General features: G+C 44.5%; 23 protein-coding genes. 2 read left to right on the forward strand and 21 right to left on the reverse strand.

Going from position 1 to position 23,728, the window contains the following annotated elements:
- The 19 genes from I2H52_RS05300 to I2H52_RS05390 form a co-directional block, all read right to left on the reverse strand.
- Positions 1-759 (reverse strand): threonine/serine exporter family protein, encoded by a 759-nt coding sequence (locus I2H52_RS05300; RefSeq protein ID WP_195594575.1) that lies wholly within the window; start codon positions 757-759, stop codon positions 1-3.
- A gap of 85 nt (positions 760-844) precedes the next feature.
- Positions 845-2,731, reverse strand: coding sequence for a Stk1 family PASTA domain-containing Ser/Thr kinase (gene pknB, locus I2H52_RS05305; protein WP_195594577.1), 1,887 nt, complete (start codon positions 2,729-2,731; stop codon positions 845-847).
- A complete protein-coding gene (locus I2H52_RS05310) occupies positions 2,728-3,468 on the reverse strand; it encodes a Stp1/IreP family PP2C-type Ser/Thr phosphatase (RefSeq protein WP_000401533.1) in 741 nt (246 codons plus the stop codon). Before I2H52_RS05310 ends, pknB begins: the two co-directional genes overlap by 4 nt.
- Before the next feature lie 15 nt (positions 3,469-3,483).
- Positions 3,484-4,797 (reverse strand): 16S rRNA (cytosine(967)-C(5))-methyltransferase RsmB, encoded by a 1,314-nt coding sequence (rsmB, locus tag I2H52_RS05315; protein WP_195594579.1) that lies wholly within the window; start codon positions 4,795-4,797, stop codon positions 3,484-3,486.
- Complete coding sequence (gene fmt / locus I2H52_RS05320) at positions 4,790-5,725, reverse strand: methionyl-tRNA formyltransferase (protein ID WP_195594582.1); 936 nt, start codon at positions 5,723-5,725, stop codon at positions 4,790-4,792. The genes rsmB and fmt overlap by 8 nt, the downstream gene beginning before the upstream one ends.
- Positions 5,726-5,737: 12 nt before the next feature.
- Complete coding sequence (locus tag I2H52_RS05325) at positions 5,738-8,134, reverse strand: primosomal protein N' (protein ID WP_195594585.1); 2,397 nt, start codon at positions 8,132-8,134, stop codon at positions 5,738-5,740.
- A 65-nt stretch (positions 8,135-8,199) separates the two neighbouring features.
- Complete coding sequence (gene rpoZ / locus I2H52_RS05330; protein ID WP_195594589.1) at positions 8,200-8,514, reverse strand: DNA-directed RNA polymerase subunit omega; 315 nt, start codon at positions 8,512-8,514, stop codon at positions 8,200-8,202.
- Between the two features lie 24 nt (positions 8,515-8,538).
- On the reverse strand, positions 8,539-9,165 hold the full coding sequence (gene gmk, locus I2H52_RS05335; RefSeq protein WP_000775041.1) for a guanylate kinase: 627 nt from the start codon (positions 9,163-9,165) through the stop codon (positions 8,539-8,541).
- Positions 9,166-9,299: 134 nt separating this feature from the next.
- On the reverse strand, positions 9,300-10,913 hold the full coding sequence (locus I2H52_RS05340; RefSeq protein WP_195594592.1) for a ribonuclease Y: 1,614 nt from the start codon (positions 10,911-10,913) through the stop codon (positions 9,300-9,302).
- 203 nt (positions 10,914-11,116) lie between these two features.
- Complete coding sequence (locus I2H52_RS05345) at positions 11,117-12,214, reverse strand: nucleotidyltransferase (protein ID WP_045617597.1); 1,098 nt, start codon at positions 12,212-12,214, stop codon at positions 11,117-11,119.
- 9 nt (positions 12,215-12,223) lie between these two features.
- A complete protein-coding gene (locus tag I2H52_RS05350) occupies positions 12,224-12,964 on the reverse strand; it encodes a class I SAM-dependent DNA methyltransferase (RefSeq protein ID WP_195594910.1) in 741 nt (246 codons plus the stop codon).
- 206 nt (positions 12,965-13,170) lie between these two features.
- A complete protein-coding gene (rsfS, locus tag I2H52_RS05355) occupies positions 13,171-13,524 on the reverse strand; it encodes a ribosome silencing factor (RefSeq protein WP_042902802.1) in 354 nt (117 codons plus the stop codon).
- On the reverse strand, positions 13,525-14,118 hold the full coding sequence (gene yqeK, locus I2H52_RS05360) for a bis(5'-nucleosyl)-tetraphosphatase (symmetrical) YqeK (protein WP_195594595.1): 594 nt from the start codon (positions 14,116-14,118) through the stop codon (positions 13,525-13,527).
- Positions 14,118-14,747: a nicotinate-nucleotide adenylyltransferase gene (locus tag I2H52_RS05365; protein WP_195594598.1), complete on the reverse strand. Its 630-nt coding sequence runs from the start codon at positions 14,745-14,747 to the stop codon at positions 14,118-14,120. The genes yqeK and I2H52_RS05365 overlap by 1 nt, the downstream gene beginning before the upstream one ends.
- Before the next feature lie 50 nt (positions 14,748-14,797).
- Complete coding sequence (gene yhbY, locus I2H52_RS05370) at positions 14,798-15,109, reverse strand: ribosome assembly RNA-binding protein YhbY (RefSeq protein WP_000060169.1); 312 nt, start codon at positions 15,107-15,109, stop codon at positions 14,798-14,800.
- Between the two features lie 213 nt (positions 15,110-15,322).
- The gene (yqeH, locus tag I2H52_RS05375) at positions 15,323-16,429 is read right to left on the reverse strand and encodes a ribosome biogenesis GTPase YqeH (RefSeq protein WP_195594601.1); all 1,107 of its coding nucleotides are present in this window, start codon (positions 16,427-16,429) and stop codon (positions 15,323-15,325) included.
- Positions 16,430-16,431: 2 nt separating this feature from the next.
- The gene (locus I2H52_RS05380; protein WP_000963744.1) at positions 16,432-16,959 is read right to left on the reverse strand and encodes a YqeG family HAD IIIA-type phosphatase; all 528 of its coding nucleotides are present in this window, start codon (positions 16,957-16,959) and stop codon (positions 16,432-16,434) included.
- Between the two features lie 17 nt (positions 16,960-16,976).
- Positions 16,977-17,885, reverse strand: coding sequence for a magnesium transporter CorA family protein (locus I2H52_RS05385; protein WP_195594604.1), 909 nt, complete (start codon positions 17,883-17,885; stop codon positions 16,977-16,979).
- Positions 17,886-17,942: 57 nt separating this feature from the next.
- Positions 17,943-18,503, reverse strand: a complete 561-nt coding sequence (locus I2H52_RS05390; RefSeq protein ID WP_001150572.1) for a mechanosensitive ion channel family protein — start codon at positions 18,501-18,503, stop codon at positions 17,943-17,945.
- Positions 18,504-18,652: 149 nt separating this feature from the next.
- Here I2H52_RS05390 and sstT point away from each other — a divergent pair, with 149 nt between their 5' ends.
- Both sstT and I2H52_RS05400 read left to right on the forward strand, forming a co-directional pair.
- Entirely contained in the window at positions 18,653-19,864 is a 1,212-nt protein-coding gene (gene sstT / locus I2H52_RS05395; RefSeq protein ID WP_042902808.1) for a serine/threonine transporter SstT, read from the forward strand.
- Between the two features lie 49 nt (positions 19,865-19,913).
- The gene (locus I2H52_RS05400) at positions 19,914-20,867 is read left to right on the forward strand and encodes an aromatic acid exporter family protein (RefSeq protein WP_195594607.1); all 954 of its coding nucleotides are present in this window, start codon (positions 19,914-19,916) and stop codon (positions 20,865-20,867) included.
- Between the two features lie 420 nt (positions 20,868-21,287).
- Here I2H52_RS05400 and I2H52_RS05405 read toward each other — a convergent pair whose 3' ends face one another.
- Both I2H52_RS05405 and I2H52_RS05410 read right to left on the reverse strand, forming a co-directional pair.
- A complete protein-coding gene (locus I2H52_RS05405; RefSeq protein WP_000155101.1) occupies positions 21,288-22,832 on the reverse strand; it encodes a peptide chain release factor 3 in 1,545 nt (514 codons plus the stop codon).
- Between the two features lie 143 nt (positions 22,833-22,975).
- Positions 22,976-23,668: a TIGR02206 family membrane protein gene (locus I2H52_RS05410; RefSeq protein ID WP_195594609.1), complete on the reverse strand. Its 693-nt coding sequence runs from the start codon at positions 23,666-23,668 to the stop codon at positions 22,976-22,978.
- Positions 23,669-23,728 lie beyond the last annotated feature (60 nt).

The raw sequence follows: 23,728 nt of genomic DNA on the forward strand, positions 1-23,728 counted from the left end.
TTATGTCATCAAAACCAGGGCGACGGAGGTGCCGGCCCCTAAAGCGAGGGTAATGAGCAAGGATTCAAACATCTTGCTCATACCAGAGTTGATATGGTTGGTCATGATATCCCGAACCGCATTTGTCAGAGCAATCCCTGGAACAAAAGGCATGACGGCTCCCGCTATGATCAAGTCTGCCGTCGAAGGAAATCCTGTATAGCGGGCCCAGAACTGGGCAATCAAGCCAAAAACAAAGGCACCCGCAAAGGCGGTTACAAAAGGAATGCGGACAAACTTCTCTACATAGAGAGAAAAAGCAAAACCAAGTAAGGTCGCAATGGCTGCACCAAAAGCATCATAGGTATTCCCCCCGAACATAATCGAGAAAAAAGGGGCACTGAGAGTTGCTGCAATAGTCACTTGGAACTTGGTATAAGGAAGAGCTTGATTTCTGATTTCCTTTAGCCTTTCAAGGGCTGTAGAGAGATCGATCTGCCCTCCGACAAGCTCCCGTGATACTTGGTTGACATCGCAGACTTTTTCGATGTTGTAGGAGGAAGAAGTTACCCGTTTCATACGAGAAATATTGGTATTCTCAATAGAAAAGAAAATAGCTGCTGGCATGGCAAGAACGTTGCAATCCACTATTCCCTGTGAATGAGCGATACGGATCATGGTGTCCTCCACCCGATAAATCTCCGAACCGCTTTTTAAGAGAATGGTTCCAGCTAGCATAATCACATCAATGACGGCATTCAACTCTCTTGATTCGTCCATTTTCTCCTCCTTTTCTGCTTCCTATATTTTATCACAAAAATCAATGAAAAAAAATCTTTGTCATGAAATCATGACAAAGATTCGTTTAATCTCGAGAACTTTCACGGGTTCCTTCACTATTTGATTGACTAGTTGAAGGAGTGTTTCCTTGTTGGTTCCCCTGATTTGGAGTTGTAGAAGAACCTTGGTTCCCACGTTGTGCAGAACTAGAAGATGAAGATGAAGTTGACGGTGGTGTTTTCGGTTTGTAGATGGAAAGTTTGATACGCGTGCTAGCAAGGTCAACCTTTTCACCCGCTTTTGGTGTTTGATCTACAACTGTACCTTCTGCTGTCCCTTCAGGAGCAGTCGAAACCTCGACAACCTCAATATTGGCCTCTTTTACACCGACAATCTGAGTCAAATTATTCTTTGTAAATTCGAGACTTGAACCAATATAACTTGGCATAGAAACGCTTGTTACTTTCTTAGCAACCGTTAAAGTAATTGTGCTAGCTTTTGAAAGATCATAAGTCGTACCTGCCGCAGGACTTTGTCTGAGAATGGTTCCAGGTTCGCTTTCGCTGGATTCTTCCTCTTCCATCTTGATTAGATTCTCAGGAACCTTCTTCTCCTTGAGTTCAGCTACGACATCCGTATACTTGCGTCCAACATAATTGCTCAATTGGAAGGATTGCTTACCAGAAGAAACGATCAAATTAACCTTGGTTCCTTCTTTTCGGCTACTACCAGCTTCTGGATCCGTTCGAATAACGCGTCCTTCTGCTACAGTATCGCTGGCCTCTGACTTTTCTTCACCAGCTTCAAACTTGGATTTTTTAAGAGCTTCTTTTGCCTCTGCAACAGTTTGTCCAGCCACGTCAGGAACAGCAATCGTTGCTGGTGTTCTAGATAAAATCCAGACCAAAGAAGCTGCAACTAATAGAAGACTAGCTAAAAGAATCATATAGCGAGCCTTAAACTTCCGCTTTTTAGTTGGCTTTTGCGTAGGTGCTTGCTCTGGGGTTAATTTCTTTGACTGAGGACGTTCTTCCTGCGCCGGAGCTTTTGGAATCGAGGTCAATGTACTTTGTGGGACTTTAGGTAAAGTCTTCGTATCCGCCTTACTCGCATCGTCAAAGACCAGTTTCGGCTCATTCCGACGATTATAAGACAAGCTAGTTGACAAGTCCATATACATTTCTGAAACAGACTGATAGCGATCAGACAATTTCTTAGCAGTTGCCTTGATGACAACATTTTCCAAAGCCTGAGGGACAGATGGGTTTTCAGCAATGACGGACGGAAGTGGCTTCTGGAAATGCTGGAGGGCAATCGTAACCGCACTATCCCCATCATAAGGGATATGTCCTGTCAGCATTTCATAGAAAATAATCCCCATTGCATAGATATCACTCTGGAAGGTCGCTTTTGAACCACGCGCTTGCTCAGGTGACAAATAATGAACCGAACCCAGCATCGAGTTGGTCTGGGTCAGACTCGTCTCTGCAAAGGCCACTGCAATCCCAAAGTCAGTAACTTTAGCAGTTCCATCTGGTGTCAAGAGGATATTTTGAGGTTTCAAATCTCGGTGAACAATTCCTCTAGCATGGGCTAAACGCATAGCCAAAAGAATCTGTCCCATAATCCGAACCGCTTCTTCATTTGAAAGAGGATAGTGTTCTTTGATATAACGCTTGAGGTCAAGTCCTGCTACGTATTCCATAGCTAGGTACTGTTGGCCATCTTCCTCACCGATATCTGTTATCCGAACGATATGAGGATGGTCCAGATCCGCCATAGCCCTCGCTTCCCGCTGGAAACGTGCCACTGCAATCGGGTCCGTCTGGTAATTGGTCCTCAGGACCTTAACTGCCACCTCTTCCCCATCTAGGATCAAATCCTTGGCCAAGTAAACATCTGCCATGCCTCCTCGACCAATCTGCTTGACAATCCGATACCGCCCGGCAAAAATCTTGCCGATTTGGATCATTCTGCCGCCTCCTCGTTCATGTAAACAAGGGCAACCGTAATGTTGTCTAAACCTCCTGCATTGTTAGCAAAACGAATGAGGGTGGCCGCCTTGTCTGCTAGGGAAATATCGCTGGTTACGATATCATAAATCTCGCTTGCCGAAATCATATTGGTCAAACCGTCACTATTGAGCAAGAGATAATCTCCTGACTCCAGTGTAATCATCCCAAAATCAGGCTGGATTTCATCTTTTTGTCCGATAGACTGTGTGATGATATTCTTTTGAGGGTGAGTTTCTGCCTCTTCTGGAGTCAATTGACCAGCCTTGAGCAATTCATTAACCAAGGAATGGTCACTCGTCAACTGGTGGTATTCTTCTCCACGAATCAAACCGATACGAGAATCTCCAATGTGAGCATAGATGGCTTGGTTGTCAATAAACGCAACAGCTTCTAGCGTTGTCCCCATGCCTCTGTAGGCTTCGTCCTGACCTAGTTGATGAATTTTTTGATTTTCAATCTCCAGGTAGTGGGCAAACCACTCACGAACTTCATTGACTGAGTTAATTTGGGTATCCACCCAATCCACACCGAGGTCTGTGACCGCCATCTCACTAGCGATATTTCCTGCACGGTGTCCTCCCATCCCGTCAGCCAAGATGATCATAGTGCGTCCTGCTCGGTTGACAAAGTGATTGACATAGTCCTGATTATTTGTACGTTTCTGACCAACATCTGTTAATAATGCTATTTCCATTGTGTCAGTTCCTTCCTATTCTGATATCTTGCGAAATTGGCTAATAAAGAATCCATCACTTCCATACAATTCAGGAGTAATCAGGATGCAGCCATCTTTCAGGATATCTTTACATTCGTGTTCTAGTTTAACCTGCTCGAACTCGGGATGACTTTCTAAAAACGTCTCAACAACTTGAAAGTTCTCCTCAGAGACAATAGTACAGGTACTATAAGTTATTATACCACCTTTTCGTAGCGTTTGACAAACACTACCTAATATTTCCAGCTGAATTTCCTGTAAGGACATGAAATCTGCTGTTTCTTTATTGTATTTGATGTCTGGTTTGCGACGTAAAAGTCCAATTCCAGAACAGGGAGCATCTACTAAAATCTTATCAAAAGAGTCCCGACCGAAAAACTCATGCACTTTTCTGGCATCCAATTTTTGCGTTTGCACTTGATCTGCCACACCTAAACGCTCCGCATTTTCTTGGATCAAGTCCAACTTATGATCATAAAGATCCAAAGCCGTCACCTTACCGGATGTGAGGTAAGAGGCCATATGGGCTGTTTTCCCACCCGGAGCGGCACAGGCATCCAGGACCTGTTCATCACCTTGTAGATCAAGAGTCGGAGCAACTAATTGACTGGATTCGTCTTGGATGGTTATAGCCCCTTCTGCGAACAAATCATGACCTGCAAAGTGGCCTTGCTCCTTGACCAGACCAGTGGCTGCCAAAGGGGAATCGGTCGCCTCTAACACGGCTTTGATTTCCTCTTTTCGGCTCAAATCGGCTACATGAATACTGGCTTTGCTGCGCACCAAGAGACTTTTAAAGATAGCTTGTGCTCGCTCTTCACCGTATTCTTCCTTGAGTTTAGACACGAGCCAAACTGGGAGAGAATAAGCAATGGAATCACGCTTGTTTTTGCGTTTGATACTGTCAATGTCTGGCCAGCCTTCTCGCAAGATACGGCGTAAGATAGCATTGACCAATTTTTCACTGCCTTTTTTACGGAATTTAGCCAATTCCACTGCTTCATTAACCACAGCATGATTAGGAACCTTATCCAGATAGCGGAGTTGGTAAGCACTCAGAAGGAGCAGGATATAGAGCCAGTTATCAAGCTTATCCCGGTCTTCGATAAAGTGGGATAGATACCATTCCAGAGTCAGTTTTCGGGCTACCGTACCGTAGACAATTTCTGTCACCAACCCCTTATCTGCTACTGAGAGTTGACTTCCCTTGAGGTGTTTGTTTAAGGCAATATTGGAGTATGCTTGGTTGACAAAAACATCCTCTAGTACTGCTAGAGCTAGACTCCTAGCCGTTTCTACTTTAGTCACCAAATCGTTCTCCTACAGTCAATGTCCGTCCAACTCCGTTGAGGAAGGAAGCAATATCCATCTTAGGCTTGCCTGCTGGCTGCACTTGTTTGAGAGATAGAGCTCCTTCAGCCGTTGCAACGATCAATTCTTTCTTGCCAATAGAGAGGATCTCACCTGGATTTCCCTGACCTTCTACTGGGAGGGCTTCATAAATCTTAAAGCGGTCGCCTTTGAGAAAAGTATGGGCAACAGGCCATGGGTTCATTCCACGGATTTGGTTGAAGAGTTGGCGATTGGTCTTGGTCCAGTCCAGCTTTTCTTCCTCTGGCTTGATATTTGGCGAGAAAGTGACCTGACTAGGATCTTGTGGTTCCGGTTGAATTTCTCCTGCTAGGTAGCCAGGTAGCGTATCCAAGAGTAAATCACGACCAACGATCGCCAATTTTTCAAACAAGGTACCAACATTGTCCTCATCTGTGATGGGAATACTGCGACGGGAAATCATATCTCCTGCATCCATTTCTTTAACCATTTCCATAATGGTCACACCAGCCTCCTCATCCCCTTGAATCAGGGCATAATGAATGGGAGCGCCACCACGGTGTTTAGGAAGAAGTGAGGCGTGAACGTTAACCGCAAAGTCCATGCTATCAAGGAGTTTACTTGGGAGAAATTGCCCAAAAGCAGCGGTCACAATCCCATCCGCTCCTAGATTCATGATAGCTTCTAGCTCTGGGCTTCCAGATAATTTTTCTGGTTGGTAGATAGGAAGACCCGCTTCTTTGGCAGCCTGCTTGACTGGGGTTTCTTGGATCACTCTTTTACGGCCGACAGCGCGGTCTGGCTGGGTCACAACAGCTAGAATCTCGTAACGATCATCTGATAACAACCCCTTCAAAACTGTCGCTGAAAAATCAGGGGTCCCCATAAAGATTAGTTTTGTCATTTCTTCTCCTTCTTATAAAAATTGCTGCGGTTCGTGGTCAATGCTGAGACGAAGCTCTCTATTTTCACGTTCTTGAGTCAAGGCCAAGACCTGATTGAGTGTTGGACTCAGCTCATCTTCTAAACGGTATTTAATCAAAATCTGGTAATGATAAAGGTTGTGGGTACGGGCAATGGGTTTGGGTGTCGGACCAAGGATTTTACTAGTTTTCGATAAACCTGAGCGCAAAATTCCCATGACTTCATAGGCACGTTTGACAACCTCTTCTTCTTTCTTGTGAGAGAGGGTAATCCCAATAGTGAAATAATAAGGCGGGTAACCGAGTTGGCGCCTGATGCTCATTTCATAGGCGTAAAAGCCTTCGTAGTCTTGGTCTTTGGCAAAACGAATGGCATAGTGCTCAGGATTGTAAGACTGGATCAAGACCTGCCCAGCCTTTTCTGCACGACCTGCACGACCTGCTACCTGGGTTAAGAGTTGGAAGGTTCTCTCAGAAGAACGGAAATCGGGTAGATTCAAGGCCGTATCTGCATTGAGCACTCCGACCAAGGTCACATTTGGAAAATCCAAGCCCTTGGCAATCATCTGAGTTCCCAGCAAGATATCCGCTTCCCCTTGACCAAACTGGTCAAGAAGAGCTTGGTGACTGCCTTTCCTACGGGTCGTATCCACATCCATCCGCAGAATGCGGGCCTGAGGAAAGAGCTCTGCTAGCTCATCATAGGCTTTCTGAGTCCCTGTCCCATAGTAACGAATACTGCGACTCTGACAGTTGGGACAGACATGAGGAATGCCCTTAGAAAAGCCACAGTAATGGCAATTCATGGTCCTGGTATCCATGTGCAGGGTGAGAGAAATATCACAGTTGGGACAAGTATCCACAGTCCCACACTCCCTACACATAACAAAGCTAGAATAGCCCCGACGGTTGAGCATGAGGACTACCTGCTCTTTTTTATCCAGACGGTCTTGGATAGCTTCTAGCAAAGGAGGGGTAAAGTTTGATGTCTCATTCTGCCCGATATAGTCCCGAAAGTCAATCACTTGAACCTCTGGAATCGTAGCCAAAGGATTGGCTCGTTGGGTTAGACGTAAGTGGTGGTAGACACCTTTTCCAGCCCTCGCACGGCTTTCTAAGCTCGGTGTGGCAGACCCAAGTACGAGAGCTGCTTGATTGTACTGGGCTCGTAGAATAGCGACCTCTCTAGCATGATAACGTGGATTGCTGTCTTGCTTGTAACTAGCTTCATGTTCTTCATCGATAATGATGACACCCAGATTTTTCAGAGGAGCAAAGATAGCTGATCTGGCCCCAACCACTACCTGAGCATCTCCACGCTCGACCTTGCGCCATTCATCGTACTTTTCACCATTGGACAGGCCTGAATGAAGGATGGCGACCTTGTCCCCAAAGCGAGCAATAAAACGCTCCGTCATCTGTGGTGTTAGAGAAATCTCAGGTACTAGCAAAATGGCTGTCTTGCCCTTGTCCAAGGCTCCTTGGATGATCTGTAAATAAACCTCAGTTTTCCCACTTCCTGTAATCCCTTGAAGGAGGAAAGGAGGTTGCTGACTGCCAATAGCACTGATAACCGCTTCGCGAGCTTGTCTTTGCTCTGGATTCAACTCCAAAGGCCGACTTGCCTCAATGCCTTCAAAATACGCAGCCGAGCGTTGCACTTCCTTTTGGACTATTGTTAGAGCTCCTTGATCCACAAAGAAGTTAACTTGTTCTCGTGAGAAGGATTCTAACAAGCTAGCCAAGGAAGCATTCTCAGGATGAGCTAGTAAATAGTCTCTCAGCTCTGCTTTTTTCTTGGCACGCGCAGAAATCTCAATCTGCTCTAGTCGATTAGCATTAACCACATACCAAGACTGGGTCTTGACCTTCTTTTGATCAACTGCCTGGTATTCTAAGCGGAGCAGACCTTTTCTGGTCAAGCGCATCATTTCTGCCTGCTTGGCTAAATCTAGAGAAGAAAAGGCTAGCGAATCTTCTGAACCAAACAAGCGCTCTTTTTCTTGCTCACTCAGGCCTTCTAAAGGATAGAGAATCTTATCATAACTGGAGTTTAAAAATCCTGGAAGCATGGCTTTTAGGATGGAGATTTTGTAAGAAAAGACAGACTTACGTAGCTCCTCAGCTAGCCAGAGTTGCTCCTGAGTCAAGACTGGAGAAAAGTCCAGCACTTCGGCAATCTCTTTCAAGTCCTGATCTGACACCTCTTCATCCGACTGGGACTCCAAGCCTAGCACAATCCCTTGGATCAAACGATTGCCCTTGCCGAAGGGTACATGGACCCGCATACCGACTTCCAGCATGTCTACAAATTTCTCAGGGACCTTGTAGCTATAGGGCTGGTCCGTCTGCATCAGGGGAACATCCACGATAATCTTTGCGATAGCCATCTTCTCACCTCCTCCTTGTCAGTAAATTCTTGCAATAGAAAAAATAAGATTGAGTCCCCCCAACCTTAAATTTTTTCACCATCTTCTTTTTCTTTAGCAATTTGCTCTTTGATTTTCTTTTCTTCTTCTTCTCTGCGGCGTTTTTCTTCTTCGATACGGAGACGAACCGCTTCACGTTTTCCTTCTGGATTTGGGTGAATGGTTACATTTCCAGACTCGATTTCCTCTAAAGCACGAAGAGTTGATTTTTCAGACTTAAACTCTTGAGTTGCTGGCGCGCCTGCTTCTAGTTCGTGGGCGCGTTTTGCTTCCAAGATTACGAGTGAATATTTTGATGGCACCTTGTCTAGCAAGGTATCGATAGAGGGTTTTAACATCATTTGCTTGTACCTGTTTCCTATAGTTTATCGAGTAGTTGGAGATTTTGGCAACATCTCCTGGTAGTGACCAATGACACGGTCCACACGGAAGTGTTCTGCTTCGATTACACGCTTGACACGTTCAGCAGCGAGGGGCACCTGATCGTTGACAATGGCATAATCATACTCACGCATGAGAGCAATTTCTTCCTTGGCTTTTTCGATTCGTTGGGCAATCACTTCAGCGCTATCTGTTCCACGACCTACCAAACGATCTTGCAATTCATCCAAATCTGGTGGTGTTAGGAAGATAAAGACAGCATCTGGAACCTTTTTCTTAACTTGAAGGGCTCCCTGCACTTCAATCTCAAGAAAGACATCGATTCCCTTGTCCAGAGTTTCGTTGACATAGGTCAGAGGAGTTCCATAGTAGTTACCGACATATTCTGCATATTCCAACATCTGACCTTGACGGATCAGCTCTTCGAACTCTTCACGAGTACGGAAGAAATAGTCCACTCCGTCCACTTCACCAGGACGTTGCGCACGTGTCGTCATCGATACAGAGTATTGAAATTGATTCTCAGAACTCTCAAAAATCTCTCTTCTAACCGTCCCTTTCCCAACTCCTGAAGGACCAGAAAAAACGATTAGCAAGCCTCGGTCTGCCATTATGTCTCCTTTAGTTAGTCTGTGAAATAAAGTAAAATTTCTCTTGGATACTGATGATAACGTCAGTTATCCTTCTACAGTCTTTCTATCTAGTGTAACAAAAAAGCAGTAATTTTTCAACTGCTCTTTCTTATTTATTTAGCATAATCTACTGCACGAAGTTCGCGGATCACGGTTACCTTGATGTTTCCTGGGTAATCGAGATTATTTTCAATTTTCTCACGAACTTTGTGAGCTAAGATTGTGACTTTGTCGTCTTTGATTTGTCCTGGATTAACCATGATACGAATTTCACGTCCTGCTTGAAGAGCAAAGCTATTTTGCACTCCTTCAAAGCCATTGGCGATTTCTTCCAAATCGTGGAGACGCTTGATATAGTTTTCAAGAGATTCACTACGAGCACCTGGACGCGCTGCACTCAAGGCATCTGCTGCAGCAACAATCACTGCAATGACGCTTTCGGCTTCGACATCCCCGTGGTGGCTAGCAATGGTATTCACCACAACTGGGTGTTCCTTGTACTTACGAGCCAATTCCGTACCAATCTCAACATGGCTACCTTCAACCTCACGGTCAATAGCTTTCCCGATGTCGTGAAGGAATCCAGCACGACGGGCAAGAGCTGCATTTTCACCAAGTTCACTGGCGATGATACCAGATAACTTAGCAACCTCAATCGAATGACGCAAGACATTTTGTCCATATGAAGTACGGAACTGCAAACGTCCCATGATCTTCATCAAGTCTGGATGGAGGTTTGGCGCACCAATCTCATAGGCAGCAGCCTCACCGTATTCACGGATTTTATTGTCAATCTCCTGACGGTTTTTCTCCACCAACTCCTCGATACGAGCTGGGTGGATACGGCCATCCTTGAGCAACATTTCCATGGTCATACGAGCAATTTCGCGGCGAATCGGATCAAATCCTGACAAGGTTACCACTTCTGGCGTGTCGTCAATGATGACATCTACCCCTGTCAAACTTTCAAAGGTACGAATATTTCGACCTTCGCGTCCGATAATGCGTCCCTTCATGGTATCATCTGGTAGATGAACTGTCGAGTTTGTTGACTCTGCTACATAGTCAACAGCGATACGCTGCATAGCCTGAACCAAGATATCTTTCGCAATCTTGTCTGAACGTTCCTTGACTTCTTGCTCAGCCTCACGAATGCGGCTAGCAATTTCCTTGGTCAAGTTTTCCTCTGTCTGAGCCAAGATAATATCTCGAGCCTCAGTTTGGGAAAGGGAACCGATACGTTCAAGTTCAGCTTCTTTTTGTCTTTCGACTTCCTCTAATTGCTCTTCACGTGCATCAAGGTTTTTTGCTCTATCAGAAATACTTTGTTCTTTTTGTTCAAGTGTTTTTTCTTTGTTCGTCAAATTGTCGTCCTTACGGTCAAGGCTCGTAGCTCTCTCCGTCAAACGACTTTCAATTTGCTTGAGCTCCTGACGTTCTGACTTAAATTCAGCGTCCACTTCTTCACGGTATTTTCTGGCTTCCTCTTTGGCCTCCAATAGTGCTTCTTTTTTAAGAGACTTGCTTTCGCTCTTGGCTTCATTTAGCAATAAATCCGCTTCGCGCTCAGCTTGTCCTCGTAAATTAGTTGCTTCTTGTTCAGCATTTAGAAGCATCAACTCTGCAGCCTCTTGAGATGATTTCATCTTAGCTGAGATGCTGACATATCCAATGACTAAACCAATGATGACGGCAAAAACAGCAATCGCAAGTGTCATGATTTCCATGTTTTTACCTCATTAAATTTGTTTATCGAATGACATACATTCCTTAATATTCTATCATAAAAAAGGAATTTAAACAAACCTAAATTGAAGAGTTTTGTGTGAATTTTGGAAGAAAGTTCTGAAATCACAAAACAAACTTTCTAACTCTTAAAAATGACATTTTCATTAAAACATACAATAAAAAAGCTCACCTTTCAGTAGACTTAGTTTGATTCTATTCTTATCGGCACTCTGCCGAAATTCTGCTCTGCTATACTTGGGTGTCCTAGTTGGTAAATCTGGTCTGCCTTTTGAGTCATGGCATCCCAAGGTTCTTTGCCAATTCGGCTGGCTAGATAGACCTGCTCTTTCAGAGATTTGAGGTGTTGTCTTCCTTTTTCAGTAAAGCCAAGAACATGGATAGCTTCTGGCAAGTCGCTTTCTCTGGCCTGCACCAAAATATAAGTCAAGAGGCGTCTGACACGCGCCTTGGTATAACGCTTGGTCGCAACTACCTCGACCAATTTGTCAACAGACTGGGCTGTTTTGATAGCTTCCTTGATGCGCACAGCCATTTCTTGATTGACCTGATAGATCATTGTTAGGTCTGGATTTGACAAAATTTGATAGCGGAGCAAGGGAAAATAGTCGTCCCAACTCACCTTACTCGCCTGCTCAAAGAGGGCAACGGAAGGCATAAAGCGTTCTAAGAAATCTTGGTCTGATTGATGCTGACGAAGGGCTGTCGCCGAGGCAAAGTCCACATCCTTGTCCACAGAATGGTAACCCGCCCCCTGACGCTGAATCGGCTCAAGCTTGATGTTTCGTCCTGCAATTGCCTTGGCATAGGCCAGAGCAAGGACATGATTGGGAGTATTACCTGAAAAATCAAGACCTGCAAATTCCTTCCACATAGTTTGGGTTTTCTGGGGATAGGAGAGAGAATCAGGCAGATTATCCACAAATTTCTCCATCTCACTACCTTGATTTGTATATAAGTCAGCGATTTTCTGGTAATCCAGAACTTCCTCTGTCCCAAAAGCTAGGGTATCAATACCTAACCACGCCAAGATATCCACAGCTCCTTTGCCAAAGAAATCCGCCGCCTGAACACTGACTAAAAAAGGCAATTCCACTACCAGATCCGCTCCATTTTCCAGCGCCATCTGAGCCCGTGTCCACTTGTCCACGATAGCAGGCTCTCCACGCTGCATGAAATTCCCAGACATGGCCACAATTTTCAACCCTTTAGCCTGTTCTAGCAGGTATTTGTGCCCATTATGAAAAGGATTGAACTCCGCGATAATACCTGTGATGGTCATAGAAATCTCCTACTTCTGCGCTACAAAAAACCAACGGGTACTTGTCTCTGTCGGCTCCTTATCCTCAAAGTCCGCATAGAGTTTGAAAGACTTGAAACCAGCTTGTTCCAGCAAAATATCATAGGTCAAGACCTCATAGGTCCGCTCCTCATGCACTTCATCGTGGCGACTAAAGGAACCGTCAGCCTCCTTGATAAAGAAGGTCAACTCATGCACGATGGAGTGAGGTGCTGCGTCCTCATAGGTGTCCCAAAGCATGGCAAAATCTTCCGCATTTTCATGGTAGGAATAGCCTGGGAATACTTCATCTGTCTGGTAGATCGAATGCACATCAAAGATGAATACTCCGTCTTCATTGAGGGCATTGTATACTTCCTTAAAGACGTCTCCTACCTCTACCTCATCCTGCATGTAGCAGATAGAGTCCGAGTAGCAAGTCACAAAATCATATTTACCAGCCTTAGATAAATCCAGCATGTTGCCTTCAATAAAATCAATCTTTTGCTTGGCTGAAGCAGCTCTCTTCTCCGCAATCTTCAGCATATCTGCGCTCAAGTCAAGCCCCGTCACATCAAAGCCAGCTTGAGAAAAGCGGACAGACTGGATGCCTGTCCCACAAGCAAGCTCCAAAAGCGTCTTTCTCTCCTTGGTCTTTGGCAAATGACGGAGGGAAAAATCCGTCCATTTATCGTATAAACTGTCATCCATGACCGCATCATAGACCGCCGCAAAGGTTTCATAAGTTGCCATAATTAAGATACAAAGAGCGTTAAAAGCAAGGAGAAAATAGGAAACTTTCTGCTGTATCGTCAGATACAAAGGAAGTAACTCTTTTTCTCGCAGCTTTTAGCTCGTGTTCAGTGTCGAGATGAACAAAACACAACGCTCTCACCTTTCTATCCATTTTTTCTAAAATAAGCAAATAAAACCCAGTTGACTGCAACTGAGTTCATATCCTATGCTAAGGCTTCTGAAATATCTACAGAAGCCGCCTCATGCCATAGTTTTTCTAGGTTATAGTGGGCACGCATTTCTTCTGAGAAGATATGCACGACGACACCACCGAGGTCTAGTAAGACCCAGCCTCCTGCTGCATCTCCTTCGACATGACTGCCTTTAAAGCCAGCTTGAGCTACTTTTTCACGGATATTGTCAGCGATAGCGTCCAACTGACGGCTATTCATCGAGCTAGTGATAACAAAGTAGTCTGTCACACTGGTCAAATCTTGTACATCAAGTGCAAGGATATCCTCCGCACGTTTCTCATCAGCCGCTTTCACGACTAGTTCTAATAATTCTTTTTCGTTCATTTAGTCCTCTTTCAAATAGTGCACAAAGGCGTTATAGGTTTCAAGGGTTTGGGGATAGATGGGGAATCCCTGATGAGCTAGATGCTCCACGGTACGAGCTGTTTCGTAAGCCACTGCCTTATTAAGTGAAAGACTCGCAATCTCACGTGCCTGATCCACTCCTGGAAAGGCACGATTGTGCTCGATATAGTCTGCGACGTAGATAACCTTGTCTAGGTCGGTCATCTGACCAGCTCCGACTGTATGGATTTCAATGGCTCGCAGGATTTCAGGATCTTGCAAGTTCAAATCTTCCTTGATTTTGTAGATGCCGACCATCCCATGCCAGACATTGTTGCCCCAGTTTTTGAGGTCAGGGTCTAGCTGATATCGGTCAATCAAGTTTAGGAATTCCTGATCTGACAGCTTTTTAGCATAGTCGTGGAGAAGTCCTGCTAGACCTGCTTTCTCACTATCCACACCAAAGCGCTGAGCCAGTTCCATGGCCGCACGCTCCACACCCAAGCAATGGGTTAAGCGTTTTTCAGGTAGAAGCTCTGCCATTTTTTCCAACAAAGCCTCACGGGAGCAGTTGATATAGTCTTGATAGCCCATCAGTAGAGCCCCTCCTTATCGATGTAGTCTAGCACTGGCTGAGGTAGGAGAAAGTTGGGTTTCCGACCTTGGGCAAGGAAATCTCGCACCATACTAGATGAGATATCCATGAGCGGAACATCCACCCAGATGACTGGATAAGAAGTTCCTGCCTTGTAGCGTGGTCGCTGGACTCCCACAAACTGAACCATGTCGACTAGTTCATCAATCCGATACCACTTAGGTAGATAGTCCACCATATCCGCACCGATAATGAAGTAATAATCCGTATCTGGATGTTGCTCTGTCAAAATCTTCATGGTGTCGTAGGTGTAGGAAATGCCCTTGCGCTCTAGCTCAATGGTTTCAATGGCTAGACCTTCGATCCCCTCAATCGCCAATTCAAGCATCTTGAGACGGTGGTGTTCAGGGATGGTTTCTTTTTTGTCTACATGAGGTGGCTGGTATTCAGGCATGAGCAGGACCTGGTCCAGTCCTAACTGTTGTCGTACTTGGTCCGCCACAACAAGATGGGCATGGTGAACGGGGTTAAAATTCCCTCCTAAAATCCCAACTTGTTTGCGTTTTTTCTCCTTGATTTCTGGCTCCAACTCTACCTTGGTAAAGGGAGTCAATAATTCGATTGCCATAGGCTCGTCTTCCTTTAATTCTCTGTATAAACAGTTGTTTGGAGTAGGTTTTAGATTTCTTTAACTTTCTTGGAAATCTTGCGATTTTCTTTCTTGCTGGATTGCTTAAACAAGATCAAGATACGTCCGATTTTTTGGACTGTATCCACACCGATTTCTTCTTCCAAGATTTCAGCTACTTCGTGGATGTTTTCATCTGTATTTTGCAAGAGAGTTACCTTAATCAATTCGCGAGCGTCAAGGGCTTGACGGACGCTGGTTTTGATTTGGTCGTTGAGTCCATTTTTCCCGATTTGGATAATGGGTTTGAGGGTGTGTGCCTGGCTGTTGAGGAAGGCACGTTGTTTTGATGTTAATGACATAATTTCTTTAAAAGAGTTTCTTTTTATACTTTTCTGAAGTGGTGACGGACGTCAGCAAAGTCCTTCGGACTTTCATGACTAAAATTTGAGCCTAAGGTCTCAAATTTTCCGCAGTTGGTACAATTCCTTGTACCAACTGACACCACGGCGAAAAGTATTCGTTATGGGCTCGCAGGGCTCGCCCGAATCCAGACAACTCTTTCCTTTCTGTGTTTAAATGATTGCTTTGCGTGTGACGACGGCGACGCCTTCTGGTGCCCAGACGGCGACTTTGGCGCTGCCTGTTACGCGGATCCAGCCTAGGCCTGAGATGACTAGGTCTGTCTTATCCTTGATGGTAAAGACATGTTGGACTAGTTTTGGAAAATCTTCTTTTTCCTTGCTATTTGGTGGTGTGAGGAGGGTTCCAAGGTGCTTGTCATAGAAGTCAGTTGCTCCTTCTAGCTTAGTACGATGGAGTTTGAGTTCATTGTCAAAGAAAGCGGTAAATCCTTGCTTTTCTCCTGATATGAAGTCAAACCGTCCAAGACCACCTAGAAACAGGGTTTGTTCAGGATTAAGCTGATAGGTTTTGGGCTTGATTTCCTTTTTAGGGCTGACATACTTGAGGTTTTTAGCCGTCAAGTAGTGGGCCATCTGGTGGCGGTGGATAACCCCTGGTGTATCGTAGATATAAGATCCGTCGTCAAGCGGAATCTCAATCTTGTCCAAGGTTGTCCCTGGGAAGCGCGAAGTCGTGATGACATTCTGGTCACCCGTAATTTCTTGGATAATAGCATTGATTAGAGTTGATTTTCCAACGTTGGTTACACCGACCACATAGACATCACGGCCCTTACGGTAGTGTTCAATCTTGTCAATGACTTCCTTAATGGCATGCTTGTTTTGTGCCGAAGTTAGGACGACATCCACTGGACGAAGCCCTTCTTCGTGGGCACGCTCCATCAGCCACTGGCTAATCTTGCCCGACTTAACTGACTTGGGCAGGATATCTTTTTTATTTCCGACCAAGAGGACATCATTGCCCGATACAAAACGTGGCAAGCCCGGGATGACAGAGCCATTAAAGTCAAAGATATCAATGACATTGACCACTAGGGCATCACTATCTCCCACCTCGTGCAAGAGCTTGAGGAAATCATCGTCCGTCAACTGGACATCTGTGATTTCATTGTAGTGGCGGAGACGGAAACAGCGTTGGCAATAAACTTCACCAGTCTCCAAACCTTTTTCGAGTGCTGACTGGGGAGTGAAACCAAGACCAGCCTTGTCTGTCGTCTGAATGGTTGCTCCACATCCAATACAGAGAATTTCTTCCATAGTTAAATTCCTTTTTTATATGTAATCGGTCCATACTTTTCAGTGATTTTTCGCATGACACGGCGCTCACGAGCCCGATTAATCTGCGTTTTAATGGAGTCGTGTTGGACCAAGGGTTTGACCAAGATCGAGCGAATGCCTGCACGGTGGGCTGCGCGAATATCCGTCATGAGTTGGTCGCCGACCATGACCACTTCATTTTTCTCATAGTGGAATTCCTTCATGGCACGGTCAATCCCAAAAGTGAAAGGCTTCAAGGCCCAATAAACGTAATCAATCCCAAATTTCTCAACTGCGCGTTGAACTCGTTTTTTGGTATTATTTGAGACCACGATGATGCGAATGCCCGCATCCCGAAGGTCATGTAGCCATTGCTTCATCTCTGGCGTCCCATCAGGGTTATTCCAAGCAATGAGGGTATTGTCCAAATCGACCAAAACAGCCTTGATCCCCTGCGCCTGCAAGCTTGGGACTGTCAGATCATAGACTGCTTCCACAGCAAAATCTGGCATGTAATTTTCAATCGCCATTCTGGCTCCTTTTCTTTTTAATTTCTAGCAATATTCTTTAAATATTGGGCTAAGACTACCCATAAAATGAGACTAGCTAGCAAAATATAAATCCAAGCATTTGGTTCATTTGCAAACGGTAAGGGAACATTCATTCCGAAGAATCCTGTAATAACCGCAAGGATAGCTAGTAAGACTGAGATAATTGTCAAAGTTGTCAAATTATCATTTAGATTATTATTTAGGATGTTGTTGTAAGAGGCTGAGAGTTGTTGCAAAACTTGAGAAATCAAGTCTGTCATCGAAACCAACTGATGCGCTTCAATCATGGCATCGTCAAACTGCTCTCTTTCTACCTCATTAAAATTGCGATAAAGAGCATGCCCTTGGATGTGTTCCAAGAGGAGACGATTTTGTTTGGCAGCAGCTGTCAGGTAAACCATACCAGTTTCCAAGTCAGAGAGGGCAAAGAGATTTTTTTTAGTTGTTTTTTGACGAAGAAGTGCACTGATTTCATCCTTACCTTTATCCATTTCTTCAATTACTGGATAATAAGCATTACTAATAATCTCTAAACTGGCAAAAAGAAATTTGTAGATTGAAACAACTTCATGGCTTTCAAGGTAGGTTGCCATACGTTTAATCACATAACTATTCTTGTGATTGCTAATTGTGATCAGCCGTTGTTTTTCAACGATAAAGGTCATCGGAATCGCTTCATAATATTCTTTGTCTTTTTCTAAATCAAGAACATTATAAATGAAGGTGACCGTTCCCGTTTCACGGTGGTAGTCCATGTGGGCACGCTCATTTCTATCCAGAGCATACTCGATAGTTTCCTTGTCCAATCCATAGACATCCGAAAGGTCTTCCATGTTTTTAATCTTGTCCACATCAAGGTCTATCCATGTACAATCGTGACCTAATTTTTTCTCTACAAATAGCATACTCTCTCCTTTACCAAACTCCTTCTATTGTACCACAAATCTGCTAAAATAGCCGGCCTATTCAGTACGAGATAGATTGCTGACGACGGTGATATTACGATTGGGAACAAAGTGAAGGGCTTGATCGTCACCTCGCAGTTGCGTTGTACGGATCCCTACGCTAACGACCTTTCCAGAAACGGTAATCGGTCCATTTGTGAGAACCACTTCATCACCCACATCAAGCTGGCGTTCAAAAAGGATGAAGAAGCCATTAATGACATCGGATAGAAAGCCTTGAGCCCCCATACCAATGGCCACCCCAGCAATCCCCGCACCAGCAAGGAGGCTGGAAACTGGCAAACCTAAAATAGACAGGATGCAATAGAGCAAGAAGAAATAAAGAATGTAGTTAAAGACATTCTCCAGCAAACGAGAAATGGTCTTTTGTCTGCCAGCATCTCGATTGGAAAATTTAAGTGAGGGCTTGACAATCTTTCGTACAGTCGCATGAAGCATCTTTTTAGCTATATAAAATAGTAAAAATAAAATCAAAAGAGAAATCACCTTGGTTAAGAGATTCTCTAACATGGTTGTTAAATCAAGTTTATCAAAATAGCGTTGAAAAAAATCTTGCATATAAAACTCCTTTTTCCTATTATACCATAAAATCGTCCTTCTCTTTTCTTTCATAATTATTCAATTATAGGCCCTTTTTTCAAAATATCACTTGCCTCTATAGCATATTTATACTATAATTATAAACAATACATTTGAAGGAGACTGCTATGAAACGAATCATTAGAGCCTGGACCAAGGCAAGCCTCATCAAACGAATCCTTATTGGAATGATTTCGGGAGCTACATTAGGGATGCTCTTTCCAAACCTTACAGGAATTGGCCTGCTTGGAGATCTCTTTGTAGGCGGACTGAAAGCCATCGCTCCTATTTTGGTTTTTGCCCTTGTTGCCAATGCCCTTTCCCAACACCAAAAGGGACAAAACACCAATATGAAAACTGTTATTTTCCTATACTTGCTCGGAACCTTTGCTGCTGCATTGGTAGCCGTTCTAGCTAGTTTCTTACTGCCTGTGCAAATCACCCTGACCAGTGCAAATACAGAAGTTGCTGCTCCTAACGGTATCGGTCAAGTCCTCAGCAACCTCTTGCTCAAACTGGTGGATAATCCTTTGAATGCCATTGTTGAAGCCAACTATATCGGGATTCTCTCTTGGGCAGTCGTCTTTGGCTTGGCTATGAGAGAGGCAAGTAAACACAGTAAAGAATTACTGAAAACTATGGCGGATGTCACCTCTAAAATCGTGGAATGGATTATCAATCTAGCTCCTTTTGGAATTTTAGGCTTGGTGTTTAAGACCATCTCAGACAAGGGTATTGCCAGTCTGGCCAACTACGGTGTCCTCCTAGGACTCTTGATTGCTACTATGGCCTTTGTCGCTCTCATCATCAACCCGCTCATCGCTTTTCTCTTTATGAGGAAAAATCCCTATCCCCTTGTTTTGAAATGTCTACGTGTCAGTGGTATTACAGCCTTTTTCACTCGTAGCTCTGCTGCAAATATCCCTGTCAATATGAAACTCTGCCAAGATTTGGGACTGAATCCTGACACCTACTCTGTCTCCATCCCGCTTGGTTCAACCATCAACATGGCTGGCGCTGCTGTTACCATAAATGTCCTGACCTTGGCTGCCGTCAACACACTCGGAATTTCGGTAGACTTTGGGACAGCATTTGTGCTCAGTGTCGTGGCTGCCATTTCTGCCTGCGGGGCCTCTGGAATCGCTGGGGGATCCCTTCTCCTCATTCCTGTAGCTTGTAGCCTCTTTGGGATTTCCAACGACTTGGCTATGCAGGTTGTCGGAGTCGGTTTTGTGATTGGAGTCGTGCAAGACTCCTGCGAAACAGCCCTGAATTCTTCTACAGATGTCCTCTTTACAGCGGTTGCCGAGTATGCTACAAACCGAAAACTTCGTCCCTAGTCTCTAACTCCTCGTTAAACACTTGACTCTATTAGTTTAGGAAATTTTCATGTCCCTCACTCAACGTACGACCAAACTGGTCTTAGCGACCTGTCTCGCTTGTTTTTTCGCTTACTTTTTAGATTTATCGTCAGCAGTTTCAGCCGGAATTATCGCTCTCTTAAGCCTCTCCGACACACGCAGAAGCACGCTGAAATTAGCACGTAACCGCCTCTTTTCCATGCTCCTAGCGCTCGCTATCGGTGTTCTAGCCTTTCAGCTGACGGGCTTTCACATCTGGAGTCTGGGCCTCTACCTGGCTCTCTATGTCCCTCTTGCTTACAAAATGGGCTGGGAAATCGGCATCACCCCTAGCAGTGTCTTGGTCGGTCATCTCTTGGTACAGGAGTCTACTTCCCCTGATCTCTTGCTTAATGAAGTACTCCTCTTTCTCATCGGGACAAGCTTTGCTCTATTGGTCAACCTTTATATGCCCTCTCGTGAGAAAGCCATCCAAAGCTACCACCTTCAGGTCGAAGAAAAGTTAAAAGACATCTTGCTTCGCTTTAAATACTATCTGTCGAGGGGAGACGGACGCAATCAAGCTCAACTCGTTGACCAATTAGACAAGCTCCTCGATGAGGCTCTCAAACTGGTCTACCTGGATCACTCGGACCATCTCTTTCACCAGACGGACTACCACATCCATTACTTTGAGATGAGGCAGCGACAAAGTCGTATTCTACGAAACATGGCCCAGCAGATCAATACCTGTCATCTGGCCGCAAGTGAGAGTTTGATCTTGGCCCAGCTCTTTTCAAAGATTGCTGCCCAGCTAAGTCAGACCAATCCTGCTCATGACTTACTTGATGACATCGAACGCTATCTGCAAGTCTTCCGCAATCGGAGTCTCCCGAAAACACGTGAGGAGTTTGAGACCCGTGCTACCCTCCTGCAGCTACTACGCGAAGCCGAAACCTTCATTCAGGTCAAGGTCAATTTTTATCAGAAATATGGAAACTAGAAAAACCTCAGAAGAATTCACGTACCATGATTTCTCTGGGGTTTTTAATTTACCTTTGACTTCAATTACCTTTACTATATGAAAAAATCCACGAATCAAAAACATTCGAGGACTTTTCTTACGACGTATTTAAGCAAAATGCCATACTGATTAGTAGATACCGATTATTTTCGCTGATGAGTTAGTAAGTCAGGTTACTAGCCAACTTTCTACCCGTTATGACGGCAAAACCCACGAATCGATAATATTCGTGGATTTTTCCTAGTGAAGCGTTTAGGTAAGCCGATTTTACACTACGACACGGAGTTTGGCAAATCGATTCTATTTGCCAAACGTAGTTAGTAAGGCAGTTAGCTAGTTCGCCAAATAGCGACTAGCGTCCAACAATTAGGAACTTTAGTTCCAATTGTTGGTGCTGAGTTACATTTTTTCCTCCAACTCTACATCTGGATACTTGTCCGCAAACCAGCGGAGGGCAAAGTCATTTTCAAAGAGGAAGACTGGTTGGTCGAAGCGGTCCTTGGCCAAAATATTGCGGCTTGAGGACATCCGTTCATCCAAGTCCTCAGGCTTGATCCAACGAACGGTCTTTTTACCCATTGGACTCATGACTACTTCTGCATTGTACTCGCCTTCCATGCGGTGCTTAAAGACTTCAAACTGGAGTTGTCCGACAGCTCCTAGCATGTACTCACCAGTTTGGTAATTCTTGTAAAGCTGAATGGCTCCTTCTTGCACCAATTGTTCGATACCCTTGTGGAAGGATTTTTGTTTCATAACGTTCTTAGCAGAAACTTTCATGAAAATCTCAGGTGTAAAGGTTGGAAGGGGTTCAAATTCAAACTTGTTTTTTCCAACCGTCAAGGTGTCTCCAACCTGATAAGTACCGGTATCGTAAACCCCGATGATATCACCTGCTACGGCATTGGTCACATTCTCACGACTTTCTGCCATAAACTGGGTGACATTAGAAAGCTTGGCAGTCTTCCCAGTACGAGGCAGATTGACACTCATCCCTCGCTCAAATTCACCCGATACGATACGGACAAAGGCGATACGGTCCCGGTGACGAGGGTCCATGTTGGCTTGGATTTTAAAGACAAATCCTGAAAAATCCTTGTCATAAGGATCCACAATTTCGCCATCTGTTTTCTTGTGTCCATGTGGTTCTGGAGCAAACTTAAGGAAGGTCTCAAGGAAGGTCTGCACCCCAAAGTTAGTAAGAGCTGAACCAAAGAAGACCGGAGTCAGTTCTCCTGCAAGAATAGCTTCCTCTGAAAACTCATTTCCTGCTTCTTGCAACAGTTCGATGTCGTCCTTAACCTGAGCGTAGAATGGATTGCTTCCAAAGAGCTTGTCCCCATCTTCTAGACTAGCAAAACGCTCATCTCCTTTATAGAGTTCCAAGCGTTGGTTATAGAGGTCGTACAAGCCTTCAAAGGCTTTCCCCATCCCGATTGGCCAGTTCATCGGATAGCTAGCTATACCTAGGACTTCTTCTAGTTCTTGCAAGAGGTCTAATGGCTCACGGCCATCACGGTCCAGCTTGTTCATAAAGGTAAAGACTGGAATGCCACGGTGCTTGACAACTTCAAACAATTTCTTGGTTTGGGCCTCGATACCCTTGGCAGAATCCACCACCATGACCGCAGCATCCACCGCCATCAAGGTACGATAGGTATCTTCTGAGAAGTCCTCGTGCCCTGGAGTGTCTAGGATGTTGACTCGTTTGCCGTCGTAGTCAAATTGCATCACAGATGAAGTGACCGAAATCCCACGTTGTTTCTCGATATCCATCCAGTCAGACTTGGCAAAAGTCCCTGTCTTCTTCCCTTTTACAGTACCAGCCTCACGAATCTCGCCCCCAAAGTAGAGCAACTGCTCAGTAATGGTTGTTTTCCCCGCGTCCGGGTGAGAAATAATGGCAAATGTACGGCGTTTCTTGATTTCTTCTTGAATAGTCATAAGTTCTCTTTCTTTGATTTTCTATTTTTAGTTGTTTCAGTAGTTAAGAATGATTTTTACATTGGATTTTACTATTCCTTTCAACTCTCCATTATATCGGATTTTGGGGAGTTTTTCAATTGCTCATCCGATGAAAAGGCAAGCTAGAGCACAGATTGCGCCTGATTCCTCTTTTTCCACCGTTTCTTGAACAAGATATCAAAGAGAACAAGAGCCAGTGAAAGGATGACCGACACAAGGAGGTACTTTAGCCATAGAGGAGCATTCGAGATAAACGGTGTATCTCTTAAGAGACCATAATTTCCACCCGTCACCTGATTAACCCAAACTAGAAAGAGGTTGAGGATAAAAGTATAGGCTACAATCATATATTTCTTGAGCAGACTCTTGTCATAGTGATTCATCAAGTAAACCAAGGAATTCACTAGAAGGGCATAGTGCCCAATCAAAAATGAAAAACTAGTAATATGGGGAAAATCATAGGGGTCAAAAACGGGGTAAACCAAAGCAAAGACCGCTCCACTTGCTCCTAAGAGGGCAAAATATTGCTTGCTCCGCCATTTATCAGGCAAGAAAACCACCGCAAACATAGCCAAACGGCAATGGTAAAATGGAAGGCTATTAGAAAATGGAATTCCAAAACCAACATACCAACTATATAGGGCTAGCAACTGGAGAATCTGAATCCACTTAAACAAGCGGACAAATTTCGGATTTTTGTGATAAGCAAGTGCTCCATAAATACAAAGCACTAAAAGAAGCATCATAGCCCCATACCAAAAGAGTGGAATAGGAGGAGGAACCGTTTGAGATCTGGTGATAAATTGATGGAACATATTTCTATCCTAACTCTTATTTTTTCTATTCTCTAGTTTAACCATTATAGCGAATTAGAA

The sequence above is a fragment of the Streptococcus oralis genome (assembly GCF_015561235.1).
GTDB lineage: Bacteria > Bacillota > Bacilli > Lactobacillales > Streptococcaceae > Streptococcus > Streptococcus oralis_BK.